Genomic DNA, 20237 nt, shown 5'->3' with positions numbered 1-20237 from the left:
AGACAAAAAGAAGGGCGACCGCAGTCGCCCTTGTGCATTAGAGGTCGCTTTGTCAGCTGCGTTTGCTGACCTTGGCCAGATCCGCAGTGATATTGGCCGCTTCGATGAGATACTCATCGGGCGCTTCAAAATCAGCGGGCAGTTCATCCAGACTCTTCACCGCCGGCTTGCCAAGACGTGCCAGACGCTCGTTGGTACGTTTGAGCGCTTTCTCATCCTGTTTCGCCTGCTCTGCAACACGCTCCGCCTCGTTGAGGGAGACCGACTTCTTGTCTTTCTCCTCCTTGTAGTCGGCGATGTCCTGCATCACATAGGCAAACTCGGGATCCTTGGCGATCCGGGCATCGTGCGCCGCCTGCAACTTGGGCAGTACACTGGCGAAGTTGCCGAGTTTCTCGTAGTTGGCGGAGGCAATTTTGTCCCACGGCAACGCATTGAACTCACGGCTTTCGCCCGTCTCTTCCGGAGCAACCGGTGTCGGGAAGCTGATATCCGGCGCAACGCCCTTGTTCTGGGTGCTGCCACCGTCGATCCGGTAGAACTTGGCGATGGTGTACTGCACGTGACCCAGCGGCTGCTCGTAGAAGTCATAGACCTTGGCGAGACTACGATGCTGCTGCACCGTCCCCTTGCCGAACGAGTTTTCACCCAGAATCAACGCGCGGCCATAATCCTGCATGGCCGCAGCGAAGATCTCGGAGGCCGAGGCACTGTAACGGTCAATCATCACCGACATGGGGCCGCCGTAGTAGACGTTGCCATCGTCATCGCCATTGACCGTGATACGGCCCATGTGATCACGAATTTGCACCACGGGACCGCTGGCAAAGAAGAGACCGCTCAGGGCGGAGGCTTCGGTCAGGGCGCCACCGCCGTTACCGCGCAGATCGATGATCAGACCATCGATCTTCTTCTTGTTCAGGCTGGAGAGCTCCTTGATCACGTCATCGTGCAGATTGACGTAGAAACTCGGGATCTCGATGACCCCAATCTTCTTGCCTTCGGCGTTAATCACCTTGGACTTGGCTGCCCGGTCTTCAAGGCGCACCTTGTCGCGGGTCAGCTCGATCTGCTCGGTCTTGGCAGTTGCGCCCTTGCCGCGCTGGATCTCCAGCTTGACCTTGCTCCCCTTGGGCCCCTTGATGAGCTCGACTACGTCATCAAGACGCCAGCCGATCACATCGACAATCTTACCATCTTCCTGCCCCACCCCGGTGATCTTGTCATCGGGCTTGAGGTGGTTGGATTTGGCAGCCGGGCCACCGGGCACCAGCGAACGGATGACGGTAAAGTCATCTTCCGCCTGCAACACGGCACCAATCCCCTCCAGCGAGAGGTTCATCTCGGTGTTGAAACGATCGGCACTGCGCGGTGAGAGGTAACTGGTGTGCGGTTCGATGGCGCGAGCGAAGGAGTTCATGAAGAGCTGGAAGACATCTTCGCTCTCGGTCTGGGACATCCGCTTGATGGCGTTGTTGTAACGCTTGCCAAGCAGCTCCTTGATCTCGGGCCACTCCTTGCCGCTGAGCTTGAGACTCAGGGCATCGAACTTGACCCGCTGACGCCACAGCTCGTTGAGCTCTGCTTCATCTTTGGGCCAAGCAGCCCCTTCCCGATCAAACACATAGTTGTCGGTCTGGGTAAAATCGAAAGGTGTATCAAGCAGTTTGAGGGCGTATTCGAACCGCTCATAACGCCGCTGCTGACTCAGGTTGAACATCTCGTAGGCGGGAGCCAGACGGCCTCTTTCGAGGTCGGTGTCAAAACCGTTACGGTACTTTTCAAAACGGCTGATATCAGAGGCCAAAAACAGGTTGCGGCTGTAGTCCAGATTCTCCAGATATTTATCGAAAATCACGGAGGAAAAGGCATCGTCCAGCTTGAACTGTTTGTAGTGCGAGCGGGTAAACAGATTGGTAATTCGCTTGCTGGCCGTAGCATGTTGGCTCTCTTGAGCCAACACAGGCAAATCACTCTCCTTGAGCACCGGCTCGATGGCCTGTGCAAGCCCGGCAAGCGCCAGGCTACAGGCAACGAGGGAAAAACGAATTACGCCATGCTTCAACATTTGTCTCCTTAGAGAACCAAGTGCTCTGATTTGACCCGCACCATCATGCCGGTCTGCAGTTGGACCTGTACATCGTCCTTGGTTACTTCCTTGATGGTTGCCGGAACCGGGAATTTACCCATAACGACGCGCACATCCTGGCCCACTTTCAGCGTAGCGGCATCCACTTTAACCAGCGGAGCGTCAGCGACCGGTGCCTTGGCGGCAGCTTTCGGCTTGGCAGCTACATCAGCTTTCTCGGTTTTGCGCACAGCAGGACGACGGGGCTTCTTGGCCTTCTCATCCTTCTCTTTGGTATTGGTACGACGGCTGGCGAATACGCGCTCTTTGCTCTCTTTCAGAGCTTGCTTGGCGTGCTCGATGTGCTCTTCGGTCAGCAGCTCGCCCGGGTTGCCATCCAGATCAACGCGAGCCTGGCCAGCTTTGAGACCGTGCAGGTAGCGCCAGCTGGAGGTGTATTGACGCAGTGCGGAACGCAGCATGGTCTTGGAGACTCTGGCATCGTCAGCAAGACGCTCGGCCAAATCCTGGAAGATGCCAATCTTGAGCGGCTTGGCCTCTCCTTCAGCAACGAAGCAGGCCGGGAATTTCTCGACCAGGTAGGCAACGATCTCTTTACTGTTCTTCAGCTTCTCAGTGTTTTCCATGTATAACCTTGGCTTTCATATAAACGCACGGGCACGTCCCGAGCACAACAAAGGCCCCATTATAGAGAGCTTGGGGCCTTTTGCGAACCATCTAGCAATGACTTAGAGCATGCTTTCCAAAATTTGCACCGTTTCTTCGAGGCCAATCCGGTCTTCCTGGTCGAAACGGTTAAAAATCGGACTGTCGATATCGAGCACCCCGATGATCTCGCCACCACGGCGCACCGGGATCACGATTTCCGAGTTGCTCGCGCCATCGCAAGCGATGTGACCGTCGAACTGGTGGACATCGTCAATGAGCTGGGTTCTCCCCTCTGCCACTGCCGTACCACACACCCCACGGCCGACCGGGATCCGCACGCAGGCCGGTTTGCCCTGAAATGGCCCCAATACCAGGGTCTCGCCCTGCAACAGATAAAAACCGACCCAGTTGATCTCCGTCAGCTCCTGATTAAGCAGTGCGGAGAGGTTGGCCAGATTGGCAATCAGATCGGTTTCCCCCTCCAGCAGCGCCTTGGCCTGCTGGTTGAGGGTGCGATAAAACGGTTGTTTTTCAATCATGATTAAATGAACTTCACTCCCTGATGGTTTGGGGAAGGTAACGCCTGGCCGGGAAATTTCAAATATTTTTTCCACTCCCCACCTCTTGCGCCGTTATTCCCGGGCAACGGAAAGCGCCAATTGCTGGCGTTGACCATTACTCCACTCGATATTTAACAACCAGATCATGACGGGTGATGTACAGCTCCCCACCTGTGTCACCCCCTGCCACTGTCCTTCTATTTGTTCAAAGTTCACCGGAATGATGCCCATAAACATATCTTTGCCTTCGAGTGTCGCTTTCACAGGTTTGACGGCCGGATCGCCGCCGGTAATAGCGATGGCAAAGTCATGTTCGGCGCGCAGCGGTAATTCCTTGATGGCGACCGTCAGCGGCTTGTCACCAATCAGCGCGCTGCAAGGGGTGTGGGAAAGATCACAAATCTGATCTTTTTTCTGGTCAGCAGAGACGCTGTTATCGGCCGAAAACCAGGTGCGATAGGCCATCAGCGCCAATAACAGCGCCAATACCAGTACGAGGTGCAAAACTTTACGTGCGGTAAGTCTCTCTTTCATCAAAAACAGCCCGATTAAGATGCAATTAAAATAGTTTTTTGTGATCTCGAACAAGGTAAAAAACTGCCATATCGAGACCGGACGGAGCCAAATATATCACTGTTTATACTGTTATTTTACCTGTCACTTCAGTATCATTCCCATGCAGTTTTCATTTAGCCATCTTTTGCTTTTCCTTTCGTTAACAGATGTTAACAACTGGTCGGCGGTGGCTGATGAAGCCAGTCCGGTTCTCCGGATACAAAACCAAACAACAGCAGCATCGGAAGCGGAATATAACGATGAGCCATACAACTAACCATCCTGAGTACAACTACACCGTTGTTCGCCAGTTTACCGTCATGACGATTGTCTGGGGAATTGTCGGCATGTCGGTTGGCGTACTAATCGCAGCCCAGTTGATCTGGCCTGCCCTCAACTTCGAGACCCCGTGGCTGACTTACAGTCGTCTGCGGCCCCTCCATACCAACGCAGTGATCTTCGCCTTCGGCGTCAGTGCACTGATGGCCACCTCCTTCTACGTGGTGCAGCGCACCTGTCAAACCAGACTGTTTGGTGGCCCGCTGGCAACCTTCGTCTTCTGGGGCTGGCAAGCAATCATCCTCTCTGCCGCCATCTCTCTGCCGCTGGGTTACACCTCTGCCAAAGAGTATGCCGAGCTGGAGTGGCCGATTGATATCGCTATCACTGTGGTATGGGTCGCCTATGCCATCGTCTTCTTCGGCACCCTGATGAAGCGCACTACCTCCCACATCTATGTGGCGAACTGGTTCTTCGGCGCCTTCATCATCACCGTTGCGGTGCTGCACATTGTCAACAACATGGAAGTGCCGCTCTCCGGCATGAAGTCCTACTCCATGTACTCCGGCGCCATGGACGCCATGGTGCAGTGGTGGTATGGCCACAACGCGGTAGGCTTCCTGCTGACCGCTGGCTTCCTCGGGATGATGTACTACTTCGTGCCCAAGCAGGCCGGTCGTCCGGTTTACTCCTATCGCCTCTCAATCGTGCACTTCTGGGCGTTGATCTCCCTCTATATCTGGGCCGGTCCGCACCACCTGCACTACACCGCACTGCCTGACTGGGCTCAGTCACTGGGCATGGTGATGTCCCTGATCCTGTTCGTACCCTCCTGGGGCGGTATGATCAACGGCATCATGACTCTCTCCGGTGCCTGGCACAAACTGCGTTATGACCCCATCCTGCGCTTCCTGATCGTCTCCCTCTCTTTCTACGGCATGTCGACCTTCGAAGGCCCGATGATGGCAATCAAAACCGTCAACGCCCTCTCCCACTACACCGACTGGACCGTCGGTCACGTGCACTCCGGTGCGCTGGGCTGGGTTGCCATGGTCTCCATCGGTGCGGTCTATCACCTGATCCCGAACTTGTTCGGCCAGGGCCGGATGTACAGCGTCAAGCTGATCAACGTTCACTTCTGGCTGGCGACCGTGGGCACCGTGCTCTACATCGTTGCCATGTGGATTTCCGGCGTGATGCAGGGCCTGATGTGGCGTGCAGTCAACGAAGACGGCACCCTGACCTACAGCTTCGTTGAAGCGCTGCAGGCATCCTATCCCTTCTATTTCGTGCGCTTCCTGGGTGGCTGCTTCTTCGTCACCGGCATGTTGCTGATGGCTTACAACGCCTATCGCACCATCACTGCGCCCAAAGGTTCTCTGGAACCTGTCGCCCAGCCAGCATGATTGAAGAGGTCAACCCATGAGCAACAATAACCGTCACGAAATATTTGAAAAAAGCGTTCCCATGCTGGTGGTCGGCATCATCTTCGCCATCAGTCTGGGGGGCCTGGTTGAAATCACCCCGCTGTTCTTCCAAAAGCAAACCACCGAGCCGGTGGAGGGCCTCAAGCCCTACACCGCTCTGCAGATGGAAGGGCGCGACATCTTCATTCGCGAAGGCTGCACCAACTGCCACAGCCAGATGATCCGTCCGTTCCGTGCCGAAACCGAGCGTTACGGTCACTACTCGGTCGCTGGCGAGAGCGTCTGGGAGCACCCCTTCCTGTGGGGCTCCAAGCGTACTGGTCCGGATCTGGCCCGTGTTGGTGGCCGCTACTCCGACGAGTGGCACAAGGTTCACCTGATCAACCCGCGCGATGTGGTACCGGAATCCAACATGCCCGCCTACCCCTGGCTTGATACCAATGTGCTGACCGGCGAGATGACGGCCAAGAAGCTGGCGCTGTTCCGCGATCACTTCGGTGTGCCCTATACCGACGCCGATATTCAGGGTGCTGGCGAAGCCGTCAAGGGCAAAACCGAGCTGGATGCGCTGGTGGCCTATCTGCAATCACTGGGTCATGCCCTGAAATAAGGAGGCGAAAATGGACTACGGCACATTTCGCGGTCTGTATACCTTGCTGTTGATGGCCATCATGATTGGCATCATCGTCTGGGCCTACAGCAAACGCCGCAAGACCTCTTTCGACGAGGCTGCCAATCTGGTTTTTGCCGATGATGAGCAACCCGGTGCTGATAAAAAGAACGCAGGAGCGAAACAATAATGAGCACTCTGTTTAGCATTTTTGTGACTGTCATCAGTCTGGGAACCATCCTCGGCTGCTTCTTGCTGCTGATGTGGTGCCGCAAGGACAAGATGGGTGTTGAAGAAGGCAAATCGATGGGTCACTCCTTCGATGGCATCGAGGAGATCAACAACCCGCTGCCGAAGTGGTGGACTTACATGTTCCTCTTCTTCATCGTCACCGGTCTGGTCTATCTGGTCGCCTTCCCGGGGCTTGGCAACTTCAAAGGCCTGCTGGGCTGGCAAAGTTCCAACCAGGACGTGCGCTCGCTGGCCGAGTCCAAGGCTGCAACCGAATCGGCCAAGGCCGAAGGTCGCGCGGTGGAGTATGACCGTGAGGTCGCCAAGGCTGACGAGATCTACGGCGCCAAGTTCCGTGAACTCACCTATGAAGCGGATGGCAAAACCTATCGTGCCATCACCGAGATCGCCAAGGATCCGGAAGCCCTGAAAGTGGGTCAGCGTCTGTTCCTGCAGAACTGCTCCCAGTGTCACGGCTCCGATGCCCGTGGTGGCCGCGGCTTCCCGAACCTGACCGACAGCGAATGGCAATGGGGCGGCCAGCCTGATCAAATCAAGACCACCATCATGGGCGGTCGTCAGGGGATCATGGCTGCCTGGGGTGAAATCCTCGGCAAAGATGGCGTTCAGGAAGTGGCCTCCTATGTGCTGAGCCTCTCCGGTCGCAAGGTCGACCTGGTGGAAGCGAAGAAAGGTGAAGCACGCTTTGCCATCTGCGCAGCCTGCCACGGGGCCGATGCCAAGGGCGGTATTGCCGTCGGTGCGCCAGATCTGACCAACAACACCTGGCTCTATGGTGGCTCCCGCGAAGTGGTGGTACAAACCATCACCCACGGTCGTCACGGCGTGATGCCAGCCTGGAAAGACATTCTGGGTGAGGACAAGGTTCACCTGCTGGCCTCCTACGTTTACAGCCTGTCTCATCAACAGTCTGCCAAATAAGGTTCGCCCGTAACGTTGTATCATGTGATAAACACGTGATTACACAGCAAAAAGCCTCGACTCCTCGAGGCTTTTTGTTATCTTGTGTTGCGTAAAAACCATCTTCCACGTTAATCATTCGTTTCATGGCAGTAGCAATCATGACCCAACCTCTATCCAAACCGTGGTATCGCCAATTCTGGCCCTGGTTTATCATCGCCCTCCCCACTGCCGCCGTGGTCGGCAGCATCGCCACCGCCATCATCGCCAGCCAGGATGGGGTCAATCTGGTGGCCGAGGACTATTACAAACAAGGGAAAGAGATCAATCAGGACTTGAGCAAGTTTGACCGCTCCGAAGCGCTCAATATCCGCTTTGGGCTGGAGGTTGACGGCAACGAGCTGACCCTCAAACCCATCAGCGGTGACATTCCTGCCGGGCAAGCTCTCTATCTCTCATTGTTCCACCCGACCTTGGCCGGTCAGGACAGCGAACACATGATCACCGCCGATGCGAGCGGCACCTATCGCCTCCATTTTGACAAGCCGCTGGTCGGCAAGTGGCACATTCGGGTCGATGCCTTTGATCACCAGTGGCGATTGCAAGAGACCGTCCAGCTGCCCACCCTGGCCCCTGTCGAACTCGACCCGAAAGGACGCTAAGCCATGACCGGCTGTTCTCACTGTGGCGAGCCGGTGTTCGCCAGCGCCCCTGCTGCTTGCATTCTGCATTCAGGGGGACATAAAGCATGACCCCCTGTTTTCACTGTGGCGAGCCGGTACCCGCTAATAGTGGCTATGCCCTCGAGATAAAGGGGATTGTTCGCCCCATGTGCTGCCCCGGTTGTCAGGCGGTGGCAGAAACCATCATGGAGTGCGGCCTCGCCAGTTACTACGATCACCGCACCGCCCCCGGTACCAAGGGGGATCTTGTGCCCGAGGAGCTGGCCGCACTCACCCACTACGATCTGGCAGAGGTGCAACAGGATTTTGTCACCGACAGCGGTACCCTTCGCGAAATCCAGCTGACAGTAGAAGGGCTAACCTGCGCCGCCTGTGCCTGGCTTATCGAACGCCACTTGATGACACTGACGGGCCTGCGCTACATCAACGTCAACACCACCACCCACCGGGCCCGCATCAAGTGGGATCCGGACCAGCTCTCCCTGAGTGACATTCTCAAGGGATTCGCCCAGATCGGCTATCGCGCCTACCCATTCCAGACCCATCAACAGGAGGCGCTCTACGCCAAAGAGGTGCGCAGCTATATGTTCCGGCTGGCACTGGCGGGGCTGGGCTCCATGCAGGTGATGATGTGCGCCGTGGCCCTCTATATGGACCTATTCATCAGTGTTGAAGATGAGTTCATGGTCTACTTCAAGTGGATAAGCCTGCTGCTCTCCACCCCCATCATGATCTACTCGGCCCAGCCTTTTTACGTGGGTGCCTGGCGCAGCCTGAAACAGGGTCACCTGTCGATGGATGTGTCGGTGTCGCTGGCGCTGATTGGTGCCTTTGTCGCCTCCATGTGGGCCACCGTGTTCAATATCGGTGAGGTCTATTACGACTCCATCACCATGTTCGTCTTCTTCCTGCTGCTGGGGCGCTTTCTCGAGTTGCGGGCCCGGCGCAAGGCGTCGGAATCGAGCTCCAACCTGGCGCGACTGGTGCCCATCATGGCGACCCGCATCGATGATGAAGGGGAACATGAGGTAGCGGCCAAGACCTTGCAGGTCGGCGATCGGGTACGGGTGCTGGCTGGCGCCACCTTGCCGGCGGACGGCATCATTGTCGAAGGGCAAGCCAGCCTCAACGAATCCATGCTGACCGGTGAACAACTGCCCCTGCTCAAACAGCCAGGCGATCAGGTCTATGCCGGCACCATCAACACGGATGCCCCGCTGCAGATCCGGGTCAGCCACCGTATCGAAGAGTCTCGGATCGCCCAGATCATGCGGCTGCAGGATCACGCCCTCGACGACAAACCAGCCATCGCCCAGATGGCGGATCAGCTGTCGCGCCACTTTATTCTGGTGCTGCTGATCATTGCCGCCGCGGTCTGGACCTTCTGGCACTTCCATCAACCGGATCAGGCGTTCTGGATCACCCTCGCCGTGCTGGTGGCCACCTGCCCCTGCGCCCTGTCGCTGGCAACGCCGACAGCGCTGACCTCGGCCACCGCCAATCTGACCCGCAACGGCATTCTGCTGCGCCGTGGTCATGTGCTGGACGTGCTGACCAAGGCCAACCGGATCGTGATGGACAAGACTGGCACCCTGACCACAGGGGAAATCAGCTTGACCGGCACCACCACCTTGGCAGACGTGGACGAGGCGCAATGCCTTGCCATCGCCCGGGCCATGGAGGCGCAATCCGAGCACCCCATAGCTCGCGCCTTCCGGCTACCTGCCGACAGTATCAGTGTGCTGCTATCCGCCCGCGAGATCACACCGGTCATCGGTCACGGCATCACAGCGCTGGTGGATGGCGTACGCTACCGCATCGGCAGTGCCCGCTGGCTTGGGCTGGATCCGGCGCAAGAGCGCGGCCGCGGTCTGGCTATCTATCTGGCCGACGAGCAGCAGGTCTTGGCCCGCTTCAATCTGGAAGATACCCTGCGCCCCGATGCCAGGGCGCTGATCGCGGCATTCAAGGCAGCAGGTCTGCAAACTACCGTGCTGACTGGCGACAGCTCTTTGCAGGCAGACGAGATTGCCCGGGAACTGGGGGTAGATGAGCTGGTCAAGGGGGTCTCACCCGATGGCAAGCTGGCCTACCTCAAGGCCCGGGAAGCCCAGGGGGATATCAGCATCATGGTGGGCGATGGCATCAACGACGCCCCGGTACTGGCCGGAGCTCACGCCTCGTTTGCCATGGCTGGTGGCACCGATCTGGCGAAAAACAGCGCCGATGCCATCCTGCTGGCCGATGACCTGAGCCGACTGCTCGAGGCCAGAGTGCTGGCAATGCGTACCCGCAAGATCATCATCGAGAACTTCGCCTGGTCCATCGGTTACAACCTGCTGGTGTTGCCGCTGGCGGCCTGCGGCTGGCTGCCCCCCTATCTGGCGGCAGCGGGCATGTCGCTCAGTTCACTCATCGTGGTGACCAACTCCATGCGCCTCAACCGATGAGACCGGTGGCGGAAAATAGCTGAAAATGTGGCCTGCCTCCGATGCAGGCCACATTTCTCACTGATAGCGGCTGGCCCCCTGCCCGAACAGGGTTACCATAGGGGACGCTTGCCAAGGATGAACGCCAAGGTACCTCTCATGAATATAATTTTTGTCCTGATCCCCATCGCTATCCTGTTTGTGATCATCGCCGGGGTCGTCTTCTTCTGGGCCATTCGCTCCGAGCAGTTTGAAGATCTCGACCGGCAGGGTTCCAACATCCTGTTTGACGAAGAGCAACCTGCCCACAAACCCGTAAAGCCTGCTGACCATGACCCACAACCTTGATCTGGCCGGCGCCCTGCTGGTCGGACTGGCAGGCTCTGCCCACTGTATTGGCATGTGCGGTGGCGTCTCCGCCGCGCTCTCCATGGCGATCCCAGCCAACAAGCAGCATTTTTGGGGGCGACTCGCCTATCTGCTCAACTACAACCTCGGCCGGATCCTGAGCTATGTGATTGCAGGTGCACTGGTGGGCGGCCTGCTCGCCACAACCAGCGAGCTGGGCGCAGGCAAACACGCTATTGCCGGCTTACGCTTGGTGGCGGCGCTGCTGATGATTGCGCTTGGTCTCTATCTGGCGGGCTGGTGGCAAGGGATCTTGCTGCTGGAGCGGCTCGGCGCCAGACTTTGGCCCCGTATCAAACCGCTAGCAGGCAAGTTTCTCCCCTTCACCTCACCTGTGCAGGCACTCCCCTTTGGCATGGTGTGGGGCTGGCTGCCCTGCGGGCTGGTCTACTCCATGTTGACCTGGAGCGCGGCAGCCGGTTCGGCCAGTGGCGGGGCGCTCATCATGCTCTTTTTTGGTCTCGGCACCCTGCCCACCCTGTTTGCGTTGGGAGGGCTTGCCGATCGCCTGAGATACTGGCTCACCCTGCGCAGTTTGCGCCTTGGCGGTGCCCTGCTGCTCATTTTTTTCGGGGTACATACCTTCTGGATTGGCATTGCTTCCTTTTGAAACCCTATCCAAAACGGATGAGTTGATGGTAAACTTGTTTGATATAAATCAATTATTCGTATGAGCCTATGATCCCGGAAAAGAAACCTGGCAGACGTATCCAGAGCGGTGGCTGTGCAATTCATTGCCAGGATTGCAGCATCAGTCAGCTCTGTATTCCCTTCACTCTGAACGACAACGAGCTTGATCAGCTGGACAGCATCATCGAGCGCAAGAAGCCGATCCAGAAGGGTGAAGAGCTGTTCAAGGCTGGCGATGAGTTCAAATCGCTCTATGCCATCCGTTCCGGGACCATCAAGTCTTACACCATCACCGAGCAAGGGGATGAGCAGATCACTGCATTCCACCTCGCTGGCGATCTGGTCGGTTTTGATGCCATCAACAAGCAGGCCCACCCCTCCTTCGCCCAGGCGCTGGAAACGGCCATGGTGTGCGAGATCCCGTTTGAAGTGCTGGATGATCTCTCCGGCAAGATGCCCAAACTGCGCCAGCAGATCATGCGTCTGATGAGCAGCGAAATCATGGGCGATCAGGAGATGATCCTGCTGCTCTCCAAGAAGAATGCCGAAGAGCGCCTCGCCGCCTTCCTGCACAATCTGTCGGTACGCTTCTCCGAGCGCGGCTTCTCCGCCAAGGAGTTCCGTCTCTCCATGACCCGTGGTGACATTGGCAACTATCTGGGGCTGACTGTCGAGACCATCAGTCGTCTGCTCGGCCGTTTCCAGAAGTCCGGTCTCATCAGCGTTAAAGGCAAATACATTACTGTGCTGGATCAGGTCGCGCTGGGCATGATGGCCGGTGCAACTCGCCCGCCCTGCGGCTGATTTTTCCGCTACCCTCTCGCTTTTCTCCTGCTTTCCCTGCCGGATCCTTTCCTCTGGAATGTGATCCGGTACGTTCCCCATACCCTCCTCCTGCGCTAAGCTGTAATGGCTAAGATTCTGCTGTCATTGGACTTTTCCAAGGAGGAGAAGATGGTCAAATATCAGAATATTCTGGTGGTTATCAATCCAGAAGAGGAGCGTCAAATCGCCCTCGAACGGGCAGTCAAAGTCGCCGAGCTGGACGAAAACGCCCATCTGACCCTGCTGCTCACCATCTATGACTTCTCGTATGAAATGACTGCCATGCTCTCGGTGGACGAGCGGCAAGAGATGCGTGATGGCGTCATTTCACAGCGACGTGAGTGGCTGGACGAGATCCTGACCCCCTATCGGGCACAGGGGATCGAGTGCGAGGTGAAAGTGGTCTGGCACAATCGTCCCTTCGAGTGCGTCATTCAGGAAGTGCTGGAGCAGCGCCACGATCTGGTGGTCAAAGCCACTCACCACCACAGCTTCCTGCAAACCTTCATCTTTACCCCCACCGACTGGCATCTGCTGCGCAAATGCCCCTGTCCGGTGCTGCTGGTCAAGGAGGGTCACTGGCAACGGGGCGGCAACATCATCGCCGCCATCAACTGCTCAAGCGACGATCCGGATCAGAAACTGCTCAACGAACGGATCACCCAGGAGGGAAGCGACATCGCCGAACTACTGGGCTCCAACCTCTATCTGGTCAACACCTACCCTGGCACCCCGGTCAACGTGGCCATCGAGCTGCCGGAGTTTGATCCCAACGCCTACAATGAAGCGATCCGCAAACACCACGAAAGCCTGCTGCTGAGCCATGCCGACAAGTTCGGGATCGGTCATCTCTGGACCCGGGTAGCAGAGGGGCTACCGGAAGAGGTGTTGCCGGATATGGCCGAAGAGCTCAAGGCGACCCTGATGATCATGGGCTGCGTCGGCCGTACCGGGCTTTCTGCTGCTCTGCTCGGCAATACCGCCGAACATGTGATTGACCGCCTCTCCTGCGACATCCTGATCCTCAAACCGGCGGACTACAGCTGCCCGGTCGACAGTCGTCGCAATCAATCATAAGGTGCCTGGCACCTTGCCCTCCCCCGGGACATGGCTATAATAACGCGCTTATTTGTGTCCCGGGTTTTACGAGCATGCTAGAAGAGCTGAACGCCAAAGAAAAATACAGTTTTAACAAACTGCAGAAGCGCCTGCGGCGCAACGTGGGTCAGGCCATTGCCGACTTCAACATGATTGAAGAGGGCGACAAGGTCATGGTCTGCCTCTCCGGCGGCAAGGACAGCTTCGGTATGCTCGACATACTGATGAGCCTCAAAGCCAGCGCCCCCATCCATTTCGATCTGGTTGCCGTCAACCTGGATCAGAAGCAGCCCGGCTTCCCCGAGCATGTGCTGCCCGAGTATCTGGATTCCCTCGGTATCGAGTACAAGATCGTCGAGGAAGATACCTACTCCATCGTCAAGGAGAAGGTACCGGAAGGCAAAACCACCTGCTCCCTCTGCTCACGGCTGCGCCGCGGTATTCTCTACCGCACCGCCCAGGAGCTGGGTTGCACCAAGATTGCCCTTGGCCACCACCGCGACGACATCCTCGAGACCCTGTTCCTCAACATGTTCTACGGTGGCAAGCTCAAGTCCATGCCGCCCAAGCTGGTGAGCGACGATGGCAAGAACGTGGTGATCCGCCCGCTGGCCTACTGCAAAGAGAAGGATCTTATCCGCTACGCCGACGTCAAAGCCTTCCCCATCATTCCGTGCAACCTGTGCGGCTCGCAGGAGAACCTGCAGCGTCAGGCCATCAAGCAGATGATGCAGGATTGGGATCGCCGCTTCCCCGGTCGTATCGAGACCATGTTCACCGCCATTCAGGACGTGATCCCGAGCCACCTGCTCGATCACAAGCTGTTTGACTTCAAGAGTATCAACCGTGACTCCGGCATCATCGATGGCGGCGACAAGGCGTTTGATCCGCCCGAGATGCCAAAGGCGCCGCTGCTGGATATCGACGAGATGGACATGCTGGATGTGATTGAAGTGCGCTAAGCCGCGCTCACAGGGCACACGCCACGCAATAAAAAAGGAGCGATGATCGCTCCTTTTTTGCTTTCTTTATCTGCCTGTTACCAACGTGACAACACCATCGGCATCAGCCCTTGTGCAACCAGGGGGTCAGTCGCAGCACGTCACCCTGCAGGCGCAGTTGCCCGGCAGCGAACGCGGCCAGTTGCTCATTGCTAAGCAACAGATGGCCTTCCACCCAGGGCAGCGCTTCCTGACGGGCGCCATCAATCAGATAAGCTGTTCCGCTCTGCTGCACCAGGGTAATGCGTACCCCTTCCATCTTCGGCAGGAAGTGCTTGCCGACCATGCCCGCCATCTTGTCGAGCAGCGACTGCATCTGCTGCTGACGGGCCGCCAGCTCGGCCAAGGGCAGCTCGGGCCCGTTCGGTGCGTCGGCCATAACCTGTACCGTCATATCGCAAGTGGCGTGCTCTTCTTTAAGGCCAACGGTCACGATCCCCTTGTCGAGGTTGAGATCCTCATCAAAAGGCAGGCGCAGTTCGCTATCAACCGTTACCTCGCCCGCCACCTCCTTGCTGTCGGTTGCAACCCGGGTAAAGGTGAGGCCACAGCGCTGGCCATTTTGCGGATCGGTCAGATAAAACCCCAGTCTGGCGTGACCAAACTCCCCTTTGGCAAAGGTCTTCATCTGGCTGTAGAAGGTGCTGTATTGCAGATCCAGCACCGGCTCAGCCAGCGCCAGCCCTGGCAGCAAGAGCGTGGCCAGCAGACCCTGGCGCACAGCCTTGGTCACTCCATATCGACGGGTCATTCAACATCCTTTTGCATCATGCATTGAAATGGTTGGGGCCTTCTGTCACCTCGTTAACCTCTACCCCCACCCCGCAGAGATCCCGATAGAGGATCCCCTTGCAGTTGAAATAGAGCGGTGCCACCCAGATAAGCCCCAACCCCATGGGGATCAGAGCCAGGAAGAAGAGCGCGGTCATCACGCCGTGGAACAGCACAATGCTGGGCCAGCCGCGCGCAAAGAGCTTGAGAGAGACCAGAATGGCCTGGGGCGGCGTCAGGCCACGCTCCAGCACCAACGGGACGGTAAAGAGCAGCCCCATGCCGATCAGGGCCGAGGGAATGAATGAGAGTACGGCGGGCAATCCCAGCAGATCGAATAGCGGGCCAAACAGGCTGGTGAGCAGACTGCCAAGCAGGCTCAACATGCCGAGGCGTACAAAGTGGCGGAAGAAATCGAACACCTGGTTGGCCCGGGCGCGCACCCCGACTGACTGCTGCAACCCCAGCATATCGAGGGAGCTGGTCATGGGGGCCATCACCACCGTCATCAGCAGACTCAGCACCATGGCCACATTCATCTGGCTGTCATCCCCCAGATAGGGCAACAGCAGCACATTGCTGAGCAGGATCCAAATCGCCGTCACCCCGACAATCGCCAGCAGCAGGCCAAATCCGGTACGGCGGGTCTGTTGCCATCCCTCCTGGATGACCCCTTTCAGATCAAGGCGGTAGCCCTGGTTCAGAGACTGCTCAAGGGAGCCGCCAATACGCATTTTATTACTCAATTGACTATCCAATATCGAAAACGACCAAATCAGGTGGCACATTATAGCGATTTGGTCTGCTATTCGTAGCCGTTTTTCCTGCGCACTTGCGGCTAATTCGGGCCAAAAAGCCTTTAATTTCATGTGTCGGCTGCATAGAATGCGGCCCTCTTTCAACACGATGGCCACTGGCTGGGGTGAGACTGGCGGATGATGAACAATCCACAGGTAATTGTCGCGCTGAACAAGATCAGCAAAAAATACGATGGCAAGGTGATCCTGAGTGACCTTGACCTTGAAATCTATGACGGTGAATTTCTTACCCTGCTGGGCCCCTCCGGCTGTGGCAAGACCACCCTGCTGCGCCTGCTGGCCGGGCTCGAATCGGTCGATGGTGGCTCCATCCATCTGGCCGGTGACGAGATCACCCATATCCCCGCCGAACACAGGCACATCAACACCGTGTTCCAGAGCTATGCGCTCTTCCCTCATATGACGGTGTTTGAAAACGTCGCCTTTGGCCTCGAGATGCAGAAAGTACCGGCCAGCGAGATCCGCCAGCGGGTCGAGGAGACCCTCGCCATGGTGCAGCTCACCGAGCTGGCCAACCGCCGCCCGGATCAGCTCTCCGGCGGTCAGCAACAACGGGTCGCCATTGCCCGCGCCGTGGTCAACAAGCCGCGCCTGCTGCTGCTCGACGAATCCCTCTCGGCGCTCGACTACAAGCTGCGCAAACAGATGCAGAGCGAGCTCAAGGCGCTGCAACGTCGCCTTGGCATCACCTTTGTCTTCGTTACCCATGATCAGGAAGAGGCGCTCACCATGTCTGATCGCATCCTGGTGATGGAGGGCGGCAAGATCATCCAGCGCGGCACCCCGCGCGATATCTACGAATCGCCAGCCAACCTGTTCGTGGCACGCTTTATCGGCGAGATCAACGTGATGGATGGCAAGCTGATCAGCCAGCGCGAGCCCGGTATCTGGCAGGCGGAGGTAGAGGGGCGCGAATGCCTGCTCCATACCACCTTGCCGTTCCAGCCAGACGACAAGGTGCTGGTGCTGCTGCGCCCGGAAGATCTGCGCATTCTCGATCAGGATGACGATCAAAGTGGCGCGCTGCGGGGCAATATCCGCGAGCGTAACTACAAGGGGGCGACGCTGGATTCGGTGATCGAGCTCGAAAGTGGCAAACAGCTGCTTATCTCCGAGTTCTTCGACGAGGATGACCCCGATTTTGACTACCGTCTCGGTCAGGAGGTGGCGATCCACTGGGTTGACAGCTGGGAGGTGGTGCTGCCCTATGAGCCTCACTAATCTGCGGGTAGCGCACAGCTTTGCCCACAATGGCTTTCGCAACACGGCCATCGCGCTGATCCTGGGCTGGCTGACGCTATTTGTCTTCCTGCCCAACCTGATGATCATCGGCGTCAGCTTCCTGACCCGTGACGAGTCCGAGCTTATCGCGCCGCTCTTTACCCTGAGCAACTATGGCCGCTTGCTGGACCCGCTCTATTTCGAGGTGCTGCTCCACTCCCTCTGGCTGGCGCTGCTCGCCACTGCCATCTGCTTGCTGGTGGGTTACCCCTTTGCCTGGCTGCTGGCCCATCTGCCAGCACGTATCCGCCCGCTGCTGCTGTTTCTGGTGGTGGTGCCGTTCTGGACCAACTCTCTCATTCGCACCTATGCGCTCAAGGTGCTGCTCGGTACCCGGGGGCTGATCAACGGCTGGCTGCTGGATCTGGGGCTTATCGAGCGGCCGCTGCAGATGATGTATACCGAGGTGGCCGTCATCATCGGGCTGGTCTATGTGCTGCTTCCCTTTATGGTGCTGCCGCTCTACTCCAGCATCGAGAAGCTGGATGGCCGTTTGCTGGAGGCGGCGCGAGATCTTGGCGCCAACGGCTGGCAGCGGCTGGTGCGGATCATCTTGCCCCTCACCCTGCCCGGCATCATCGCCGGTTGTCTGCTGGTGTTCCTGCCCGCCATGGGGATGTTCTATGTCTCCGATCTGCTGGGGGGCGCCAAGCACCTGCTGATCGGCAACCTGATCAAGACCCAGTTCCTCAACAGCCGTGACTGGCCCTTTGGTGCGGCCATCAGCGTGATGCTGACGGTGCTGATGGCGCTGTTGGTCTACTGCTACTGGCGGGCGGGCAAACTGCTCAGCAAGAAGGGGGAGTTGGCATGATGCGCGCACTGAAAGCACTCTTTCTGCTACTGGTGTTTGGCTATCTCTATGTGCCCATCGGGGTGCTGATCGCCAACTCCTTCAACCTGTCGAAATATGGCATCGACTGGCGCGGCTTTACCCTGGGCTGGTATGAGAAGCTGTTTGCCAGCGCCAGCCTGATGCAGGCGGCCCAGCACTCCCTGACCATCGCCGCCCTCACCGCCACCGCAGCCACCCTGATCGGTACCCTCACCGCCGTAGCGCTGTTTCGCTACCGCTTTCGCGGCAAGCAGTACGTGAGCGGCATGCTGTTCGTGGTGATGATGTCCCCCGATATCGTGATGGCAATTTCGCTCCTGACTCTGTTTGTGGCCACCGGCATTGCGCTGGGCTTCTGGTCGCTGCTGATCGCCCACATCACCTTCTGTCTGCCGTTCGTGGTGATCACTGTCTACTCGCGGCTGTGCGGTTTTGATGTGCGGATGCTGGAAGCTGCGCGGGATCTGGGGGCTGGCGAGTGGATCATCCTGCGCCGCATCATACTGCCGCTGGCGCTGCCGGCGGTGATGGCGGGCTGGCTGCTCTCCTTTACCCTGTCGCTGGACGACGTGGTGGTGAGCTCCTTTGTTACCGGCCCGGCCTACGAGATCCTGCCGCTCAAGATCTACTCCATGGTCAAGGTGGGGGTCTCCCCCGAGGTCAACGCCCTGGCCACCCTGATGCTGGTCGCCTCCCTCGGGATGGTGCTGCTGGCGCAACTGTTACTGCGTAAACGGCAGGGTTGACCCTGCCCGTTTCGTCCCCGCCACCTTTGGCGAACTCTGTCACGGTGGGCCGCAAGGCCCCATAACCCCAAGGAGTTGTTGATGACAATCCAACACAAGGCCGGCGCCCTGCTGGCAGCCGCCCTCACCCTCACCGCCCCGCTGCTGAGCCAGAGCGCTCACGCGGCCGATGACAAGGTGGTCTACTTCTACAACTGGTCGGAATATGTGCCGGACGGTCTGCTGGAGCAGTTCCAGCAAGAGACCGGTATCAAGGTGATCTACTCCACCTACGAATCCAACGAGACCCTCTACGCCAAGCTGAAAACCCATGGCGACGGCTATGACGTGGTGGTGCCCAGCACCTACTTCATCTCGAAAATGGCCAAAGAGGGGATGTTGCAGCCGCTGGATCGCGCCCAGCTGCCCAACTTCAAGCATCTCGACCCTACCCTGCTCAACCACGAGTACGACCCGGACAACCGCTACTCCATCCCCTATATCTGGGGCGCAACCGGGATCGGCACCAACACCGATATCATCGAGCAGCCGGTTACCAGCTGGAAGCAGCTCTGGGCACCGGAGTGGAAAGAGAGCCTGCTGCTGATGGACGATGCCCGCGAGGTGTTCCATATCGCGCTGGTGCAGCTGGGCTACAGCCCCAACACCCAGGACAAGGCGCAAATTGCCGAAGCGTTCGAATACCTGAAAAAGCTGATGCCCAACGTCAAGGCGTTCAACTCCGACAACCCGGCCGACCCCTTTATCGCCGGTGAGGTCAATATCGGCATGCTGTGGAACGGCTCGGCCTACGGCGCCCAGCGCGAATACCCCTCCATCCAGATGACCTACCCCGAAGAAGGCGCCGTGCTCTGGATGGACAACCTCGCCATCCCGGCCAAGGCCAAGCATGTGAAGGAGGCCCACGCCCTGATCAACTTCCTGATGCGCCCCGATGTGGCCGCCAAGGTGGCCGAGGCGATTGGCTACCCCACCCCGGTCAAGGATGCCATTCCCCTGCTCACCCCGGCGTTTCGCAACAACCCCATGGTCTTCCCGAGCGACGAGATCAAGCGCAAGGGCGAGTTCCAGTCTGATGTGGGTGATGCCTCCCGCCTCTACGAGCAGTACTTCCTGCAGCTGAAAGCCATGGTGGCAAAGGCCGGTTAAGTCTGCTTTTCACGTACCCTGACGGAATCAATGAATTAAGGGAGCAATAGCTCCCTTTTCTTCGTCATCACCTCTGCGAGGCCTAATCACAACGGCCCCACCTGCAGATATCAAAAGTTGATAAATGTGAACACGCATGCATTGAAATGCGTGACCGGACTCGTTAGAGCTAGTAACCTATTTACAAGTCAAGGCAAAGGTAGGATACCCTCATGATTTCTATGAACATGAATACACTTACCG

21 protein-coding genes are annotated in these 20237 nt (G+C 57.8%); 15 read left to right on the top strand and 6 right to left on the bottom strand.

Translation table 11 applies throughout. From position 1 onward, the window contains the following. Window positions 1-52 precede the first annotated feature (52 nt). The 4 genes from prc to ACB035_RS17575 form a co-directional block, all read right to left on the bottom strand. Window positions 53-2068 carry a carboxy terminal-processing peptidase gene (prc, locus tag ACB035_RS17590; RefSeq protein ID WP_005351922.1) on the bottom strand — a complete coding sequence of 672 codons (2016 nt, stop codon included), beginning with the start codon at window positions 2066-2068 and terminating at the stop codon, window positions 53-55. Between the two features lie 8 nt (window positions 2069-2076). Further along, window positions 2077-2715 (bottom strand): RNA chaperone ProQ, encoded by a 639-nt coding sequence (gene proQ / locus ACB035_RS17585; RefSeq protein WP_005351923.1) that lies wholly within the window; start codon window positions 2713-2715, stop codon window positions 2077-2079. Window positions 2716-2817: 102 nt separating this feature from the next. Beyond that, on the bottom strand, window positions 2818-3276 hold the full coding sequence (locus ACB035_RS17580) for a GAF domain-containing protein (protein WP_042062348.1): 459 nt from the start codon (window positions 3274-3276) through the stop codon (window positions 2818-2820). Between the two features lie 93 nt (window positions 3277-3369). Next, entirely contained in the window at window positions 3370-3831 is a 462-nt protein-coding gene (locus tag ACB035_RS17575; RefSeq protein ID WP_227274364.1) for a hypothetical protein, read from the bottom strand. A 281-nt stretch (window positions 3832-4112) separates the two neighbouring features. Here ACB035_RS17575 and ccoN point away from each other — a divergent pair, with 281 nt between their 5' ends. From ccoN to ttcA, 11 genes are all read left to right on the top strand, one after another. Then, the gene (ccoN, locus tag ACB035_RS17570; protein WP_005336616.1) at window positions 4113-5537 is read left to right on the top strand and encodes a cytochrome-c oxidase, cbb3-type subunit I; all 1425 of its coding nucleotides are present in this window, start codon (window positions 4113-4115) and stop codon (window positions 5535-5537) included. Window positions 5538-5553: 16 nt separating this feature from the next. Further along, entirely contained in the window at window positions 5554-6168 is a 615-nt protein-coding gene (ccoO, locus tag ACB035_RS17565; protein WP_005336618.1) for a cytochrome-c oxidase, cbb3-type subunit II, read from the top strand. Window positions 6169-6178: 10 nt separating this feature from the next. Further along, entirely contained in the window at window positions 6179-6358 is a 180-nt protein-coding gene (locus tag ACB035_RS17560; RefSeq protein ID WP_005336620.1) for a CcoQ/FixQ family Cbb3-type cytochrome c oxidase assembly chaperone, read from the top strand. Then, the gene (gene ccoP, locus ACB035_RS17555; RefSeq protein WP_005336622.1) at window positions 6358-7341 is read left to right on the top strand and encodes a cytochrome-c oxidase, cbb3-type subunit III; all 984 of its coding nucleotides are present in this window, start codon (window positions 6358-6360) and stop codon (window positions 7339-7341) included. The genes ACB035_RS17560 and ccoP overlap by 1 nt, the downstream gene beginning before the upstream one ends. Window positions 7342-7481: 140 nt before the next feature. After that, window positions 7482-7982 carry a FixH family protein gene (locus tag ACB035_RS17550; RefSeq protein WP_335812483.1) on the top strand — a complete coding sequence of 167 codons (501 nt, stop codon included), beginning with the start codon at window positions 7482-7484 and terminating at the stop codon, window positions 7980-7982. 86 nt (window positions 7983-8068) lie between these two features. After that, window positions 8069-10453 (top strand): heavy metal translocating P-type ATPase, encoded by a 2385-nt coding sequence (locus ACB035_RS17545; RefSeq protein WP_371167807.1) that lies wholly within the window; start codon window positions 8069-8071, stop codon window positions 10451-10453. Window positions 10454-10591: 138 nt separating this feature from the next. After that, the gene (gene ccoS, locus ACB035_RS17540; protein WP_005336630.1) at window positions 10592-10780 is read left to right on the top strand and encodes a cbb3-type cytochrome oxidase assembly protein CcoS; all 189 of its coding nucleotides are present in this window, start codon (window positions 10592-10594) and stop codon (window positions 10778-10780) included. Further along, window positions 10764-11450: a sulfite exporter TauE/SafE family protein gene (locus tag ACB035_RS17535; RefSeq protein ID WP_368177379.1), complete on the top strand. Its 687-nt coding sequence runs from the start codon at window positions 10764-10766 to the stop codon at window positions 11448-11450. Before ccoS ends, ACB035_RS17535 begins: the two co-directional genes overlap by 17 nt. Window positions 11451-11518: 68 nt before the next feature. Beyond that, on the top strand, window positions 11519-12274 hold the full coding sequence (locus ACB035_RS17530) for an FNR family transcription factor (protein ID WP_005351934.1): 756 nt from the start codon (window positions 11519-11521) through the stop codon (window positions 12272-12274). 150 nt (window positions 12275-12424) lie between these two features. Next, complete coding sequence (gene uspE / locus ACB035_RS17525; protein WP_005345417.1) at window positions 12425-13372, top strand: universal stress protein UspE; 948 nt, start codon at window positions 12425-12427, stop codon at window positions 13370-13372. A gap of 74 nt (window positions 13373-13446) precedes the next feature. Further along, window positions 13447-14355, top strand: coding sequence for a tRNA 2-thiocytidine(32) synthetase TtcA (ttcA, locus tag ACB035_RS17520; protein ID WP_005336634.1), 909 nt, complete (start codon window positions 13447-13449; stop codon window positions 14353-14355). Between the two features lie 103 nt (window positions 14356-14458). Here ttcA and ACB035_RS17515 read toward each other — a convergent pair whose 3' ends face one another. Together ACB035_RS17515 and ACB035_RS17510 are read right to left on the bottom strand one after the other, a co-directional pair. Continuing rightward, a complete protein-coding gene (locus tag ACB035_RS17515) occupies window positions 14459-15145 on the bottom strand; it encodes a DUF2987 domain-containing protein (RefSeq protein ID WP_371167806.1) in 687 nt (228 codons plus the stop codon). A 16-nt stretch (window positions 15146-15161) separates the two neighbouring features. Next, window positions 15162-15899 (bottom strand): hypothetical protein, encoded by a 738-nt coding sequence (locus ACB035_RS17510; RefSeq protein ID WP_005351939.1) that lies wholly within the window; start codon window positions 15897-15899, stop codon window positions 15162-15164. 201 nt (window positions 15900-16100) lie between these two features. Here ACB035_RS17510 and potA point away from each other — a divergent pair, with 201 nt between their 5' ends. The 4 genes from potA (at window position 16101) to ACB035_RS17490 (ending at window position 19994) form a co-directional block, all read left to right on the top strand. Further along, a complete protein-coding gene (gene potA, locus ACB035_RS17505) occupies window positions 16101-17204 on the top strand; it encodes a spermidine/putrescine ABC transporter ATP-binding protein PotA (RefSeq protein WP_139747253.1) in 1104 nt (367 codons plus the stop codon). After that, complete coding sequence (potB, locus tag ACB035_RS17500; protein ID WP_052200020.1) at window positions 17191-18078, top strand: spermidine/putrescine ABC transporter permease PotB; 888 nt, start codon at window positions 17191-17193, stop codon at window positions 18076-18078. The genes potA and potB overlap by 14 nt, the downstream gene beginning before the upstream one ends. Then, window positions 18075-18845 carry a spermidine/putrescine ABC transporter permease PotC gene (gene potC / locus ACB035_RS17495; RefSeq protein ID WP_005345410.1) on the top strand — a complete coding sequence of 257 codons (771 nt, stop codon included), beginning with the start codon at window positions 18075-18077 and terminating at the stop codon, window positions 18843-18845. Before potB ends, potC begins: the two co-directional genes overlap by 4 nt. A gap of 81 nt (window positions 18846-18926) precedes the next feature. Continuing rightward, window positions 18927-19994: an extracellular solute-binding protein gene (locus ACB035_RS17490; protein ID WP_371167805.1), complete on the top strand. Its 1068-nt coding sequence runs from the start codon at window positions 18927-18929 to the stop codon at window positions 19992-19994. Window positions 19995-20237: the final 243 nt, after the last annotated feature.

This window comes from Aeromonas sp. S12(2024) (assembly GCF_041402305.1).
Lineage (GTDB): Bacteria > Pseudomonadota > Gammaproteobacteria > Enterobacterales > Aeromonadaceae > Aeromonas > Aeromonas veronii.
The sequence above is the reverse complement of the archived record's forward strand: the minus strand, read 5'-3'. Positions and strand labels throughout refer to the sequence as shown.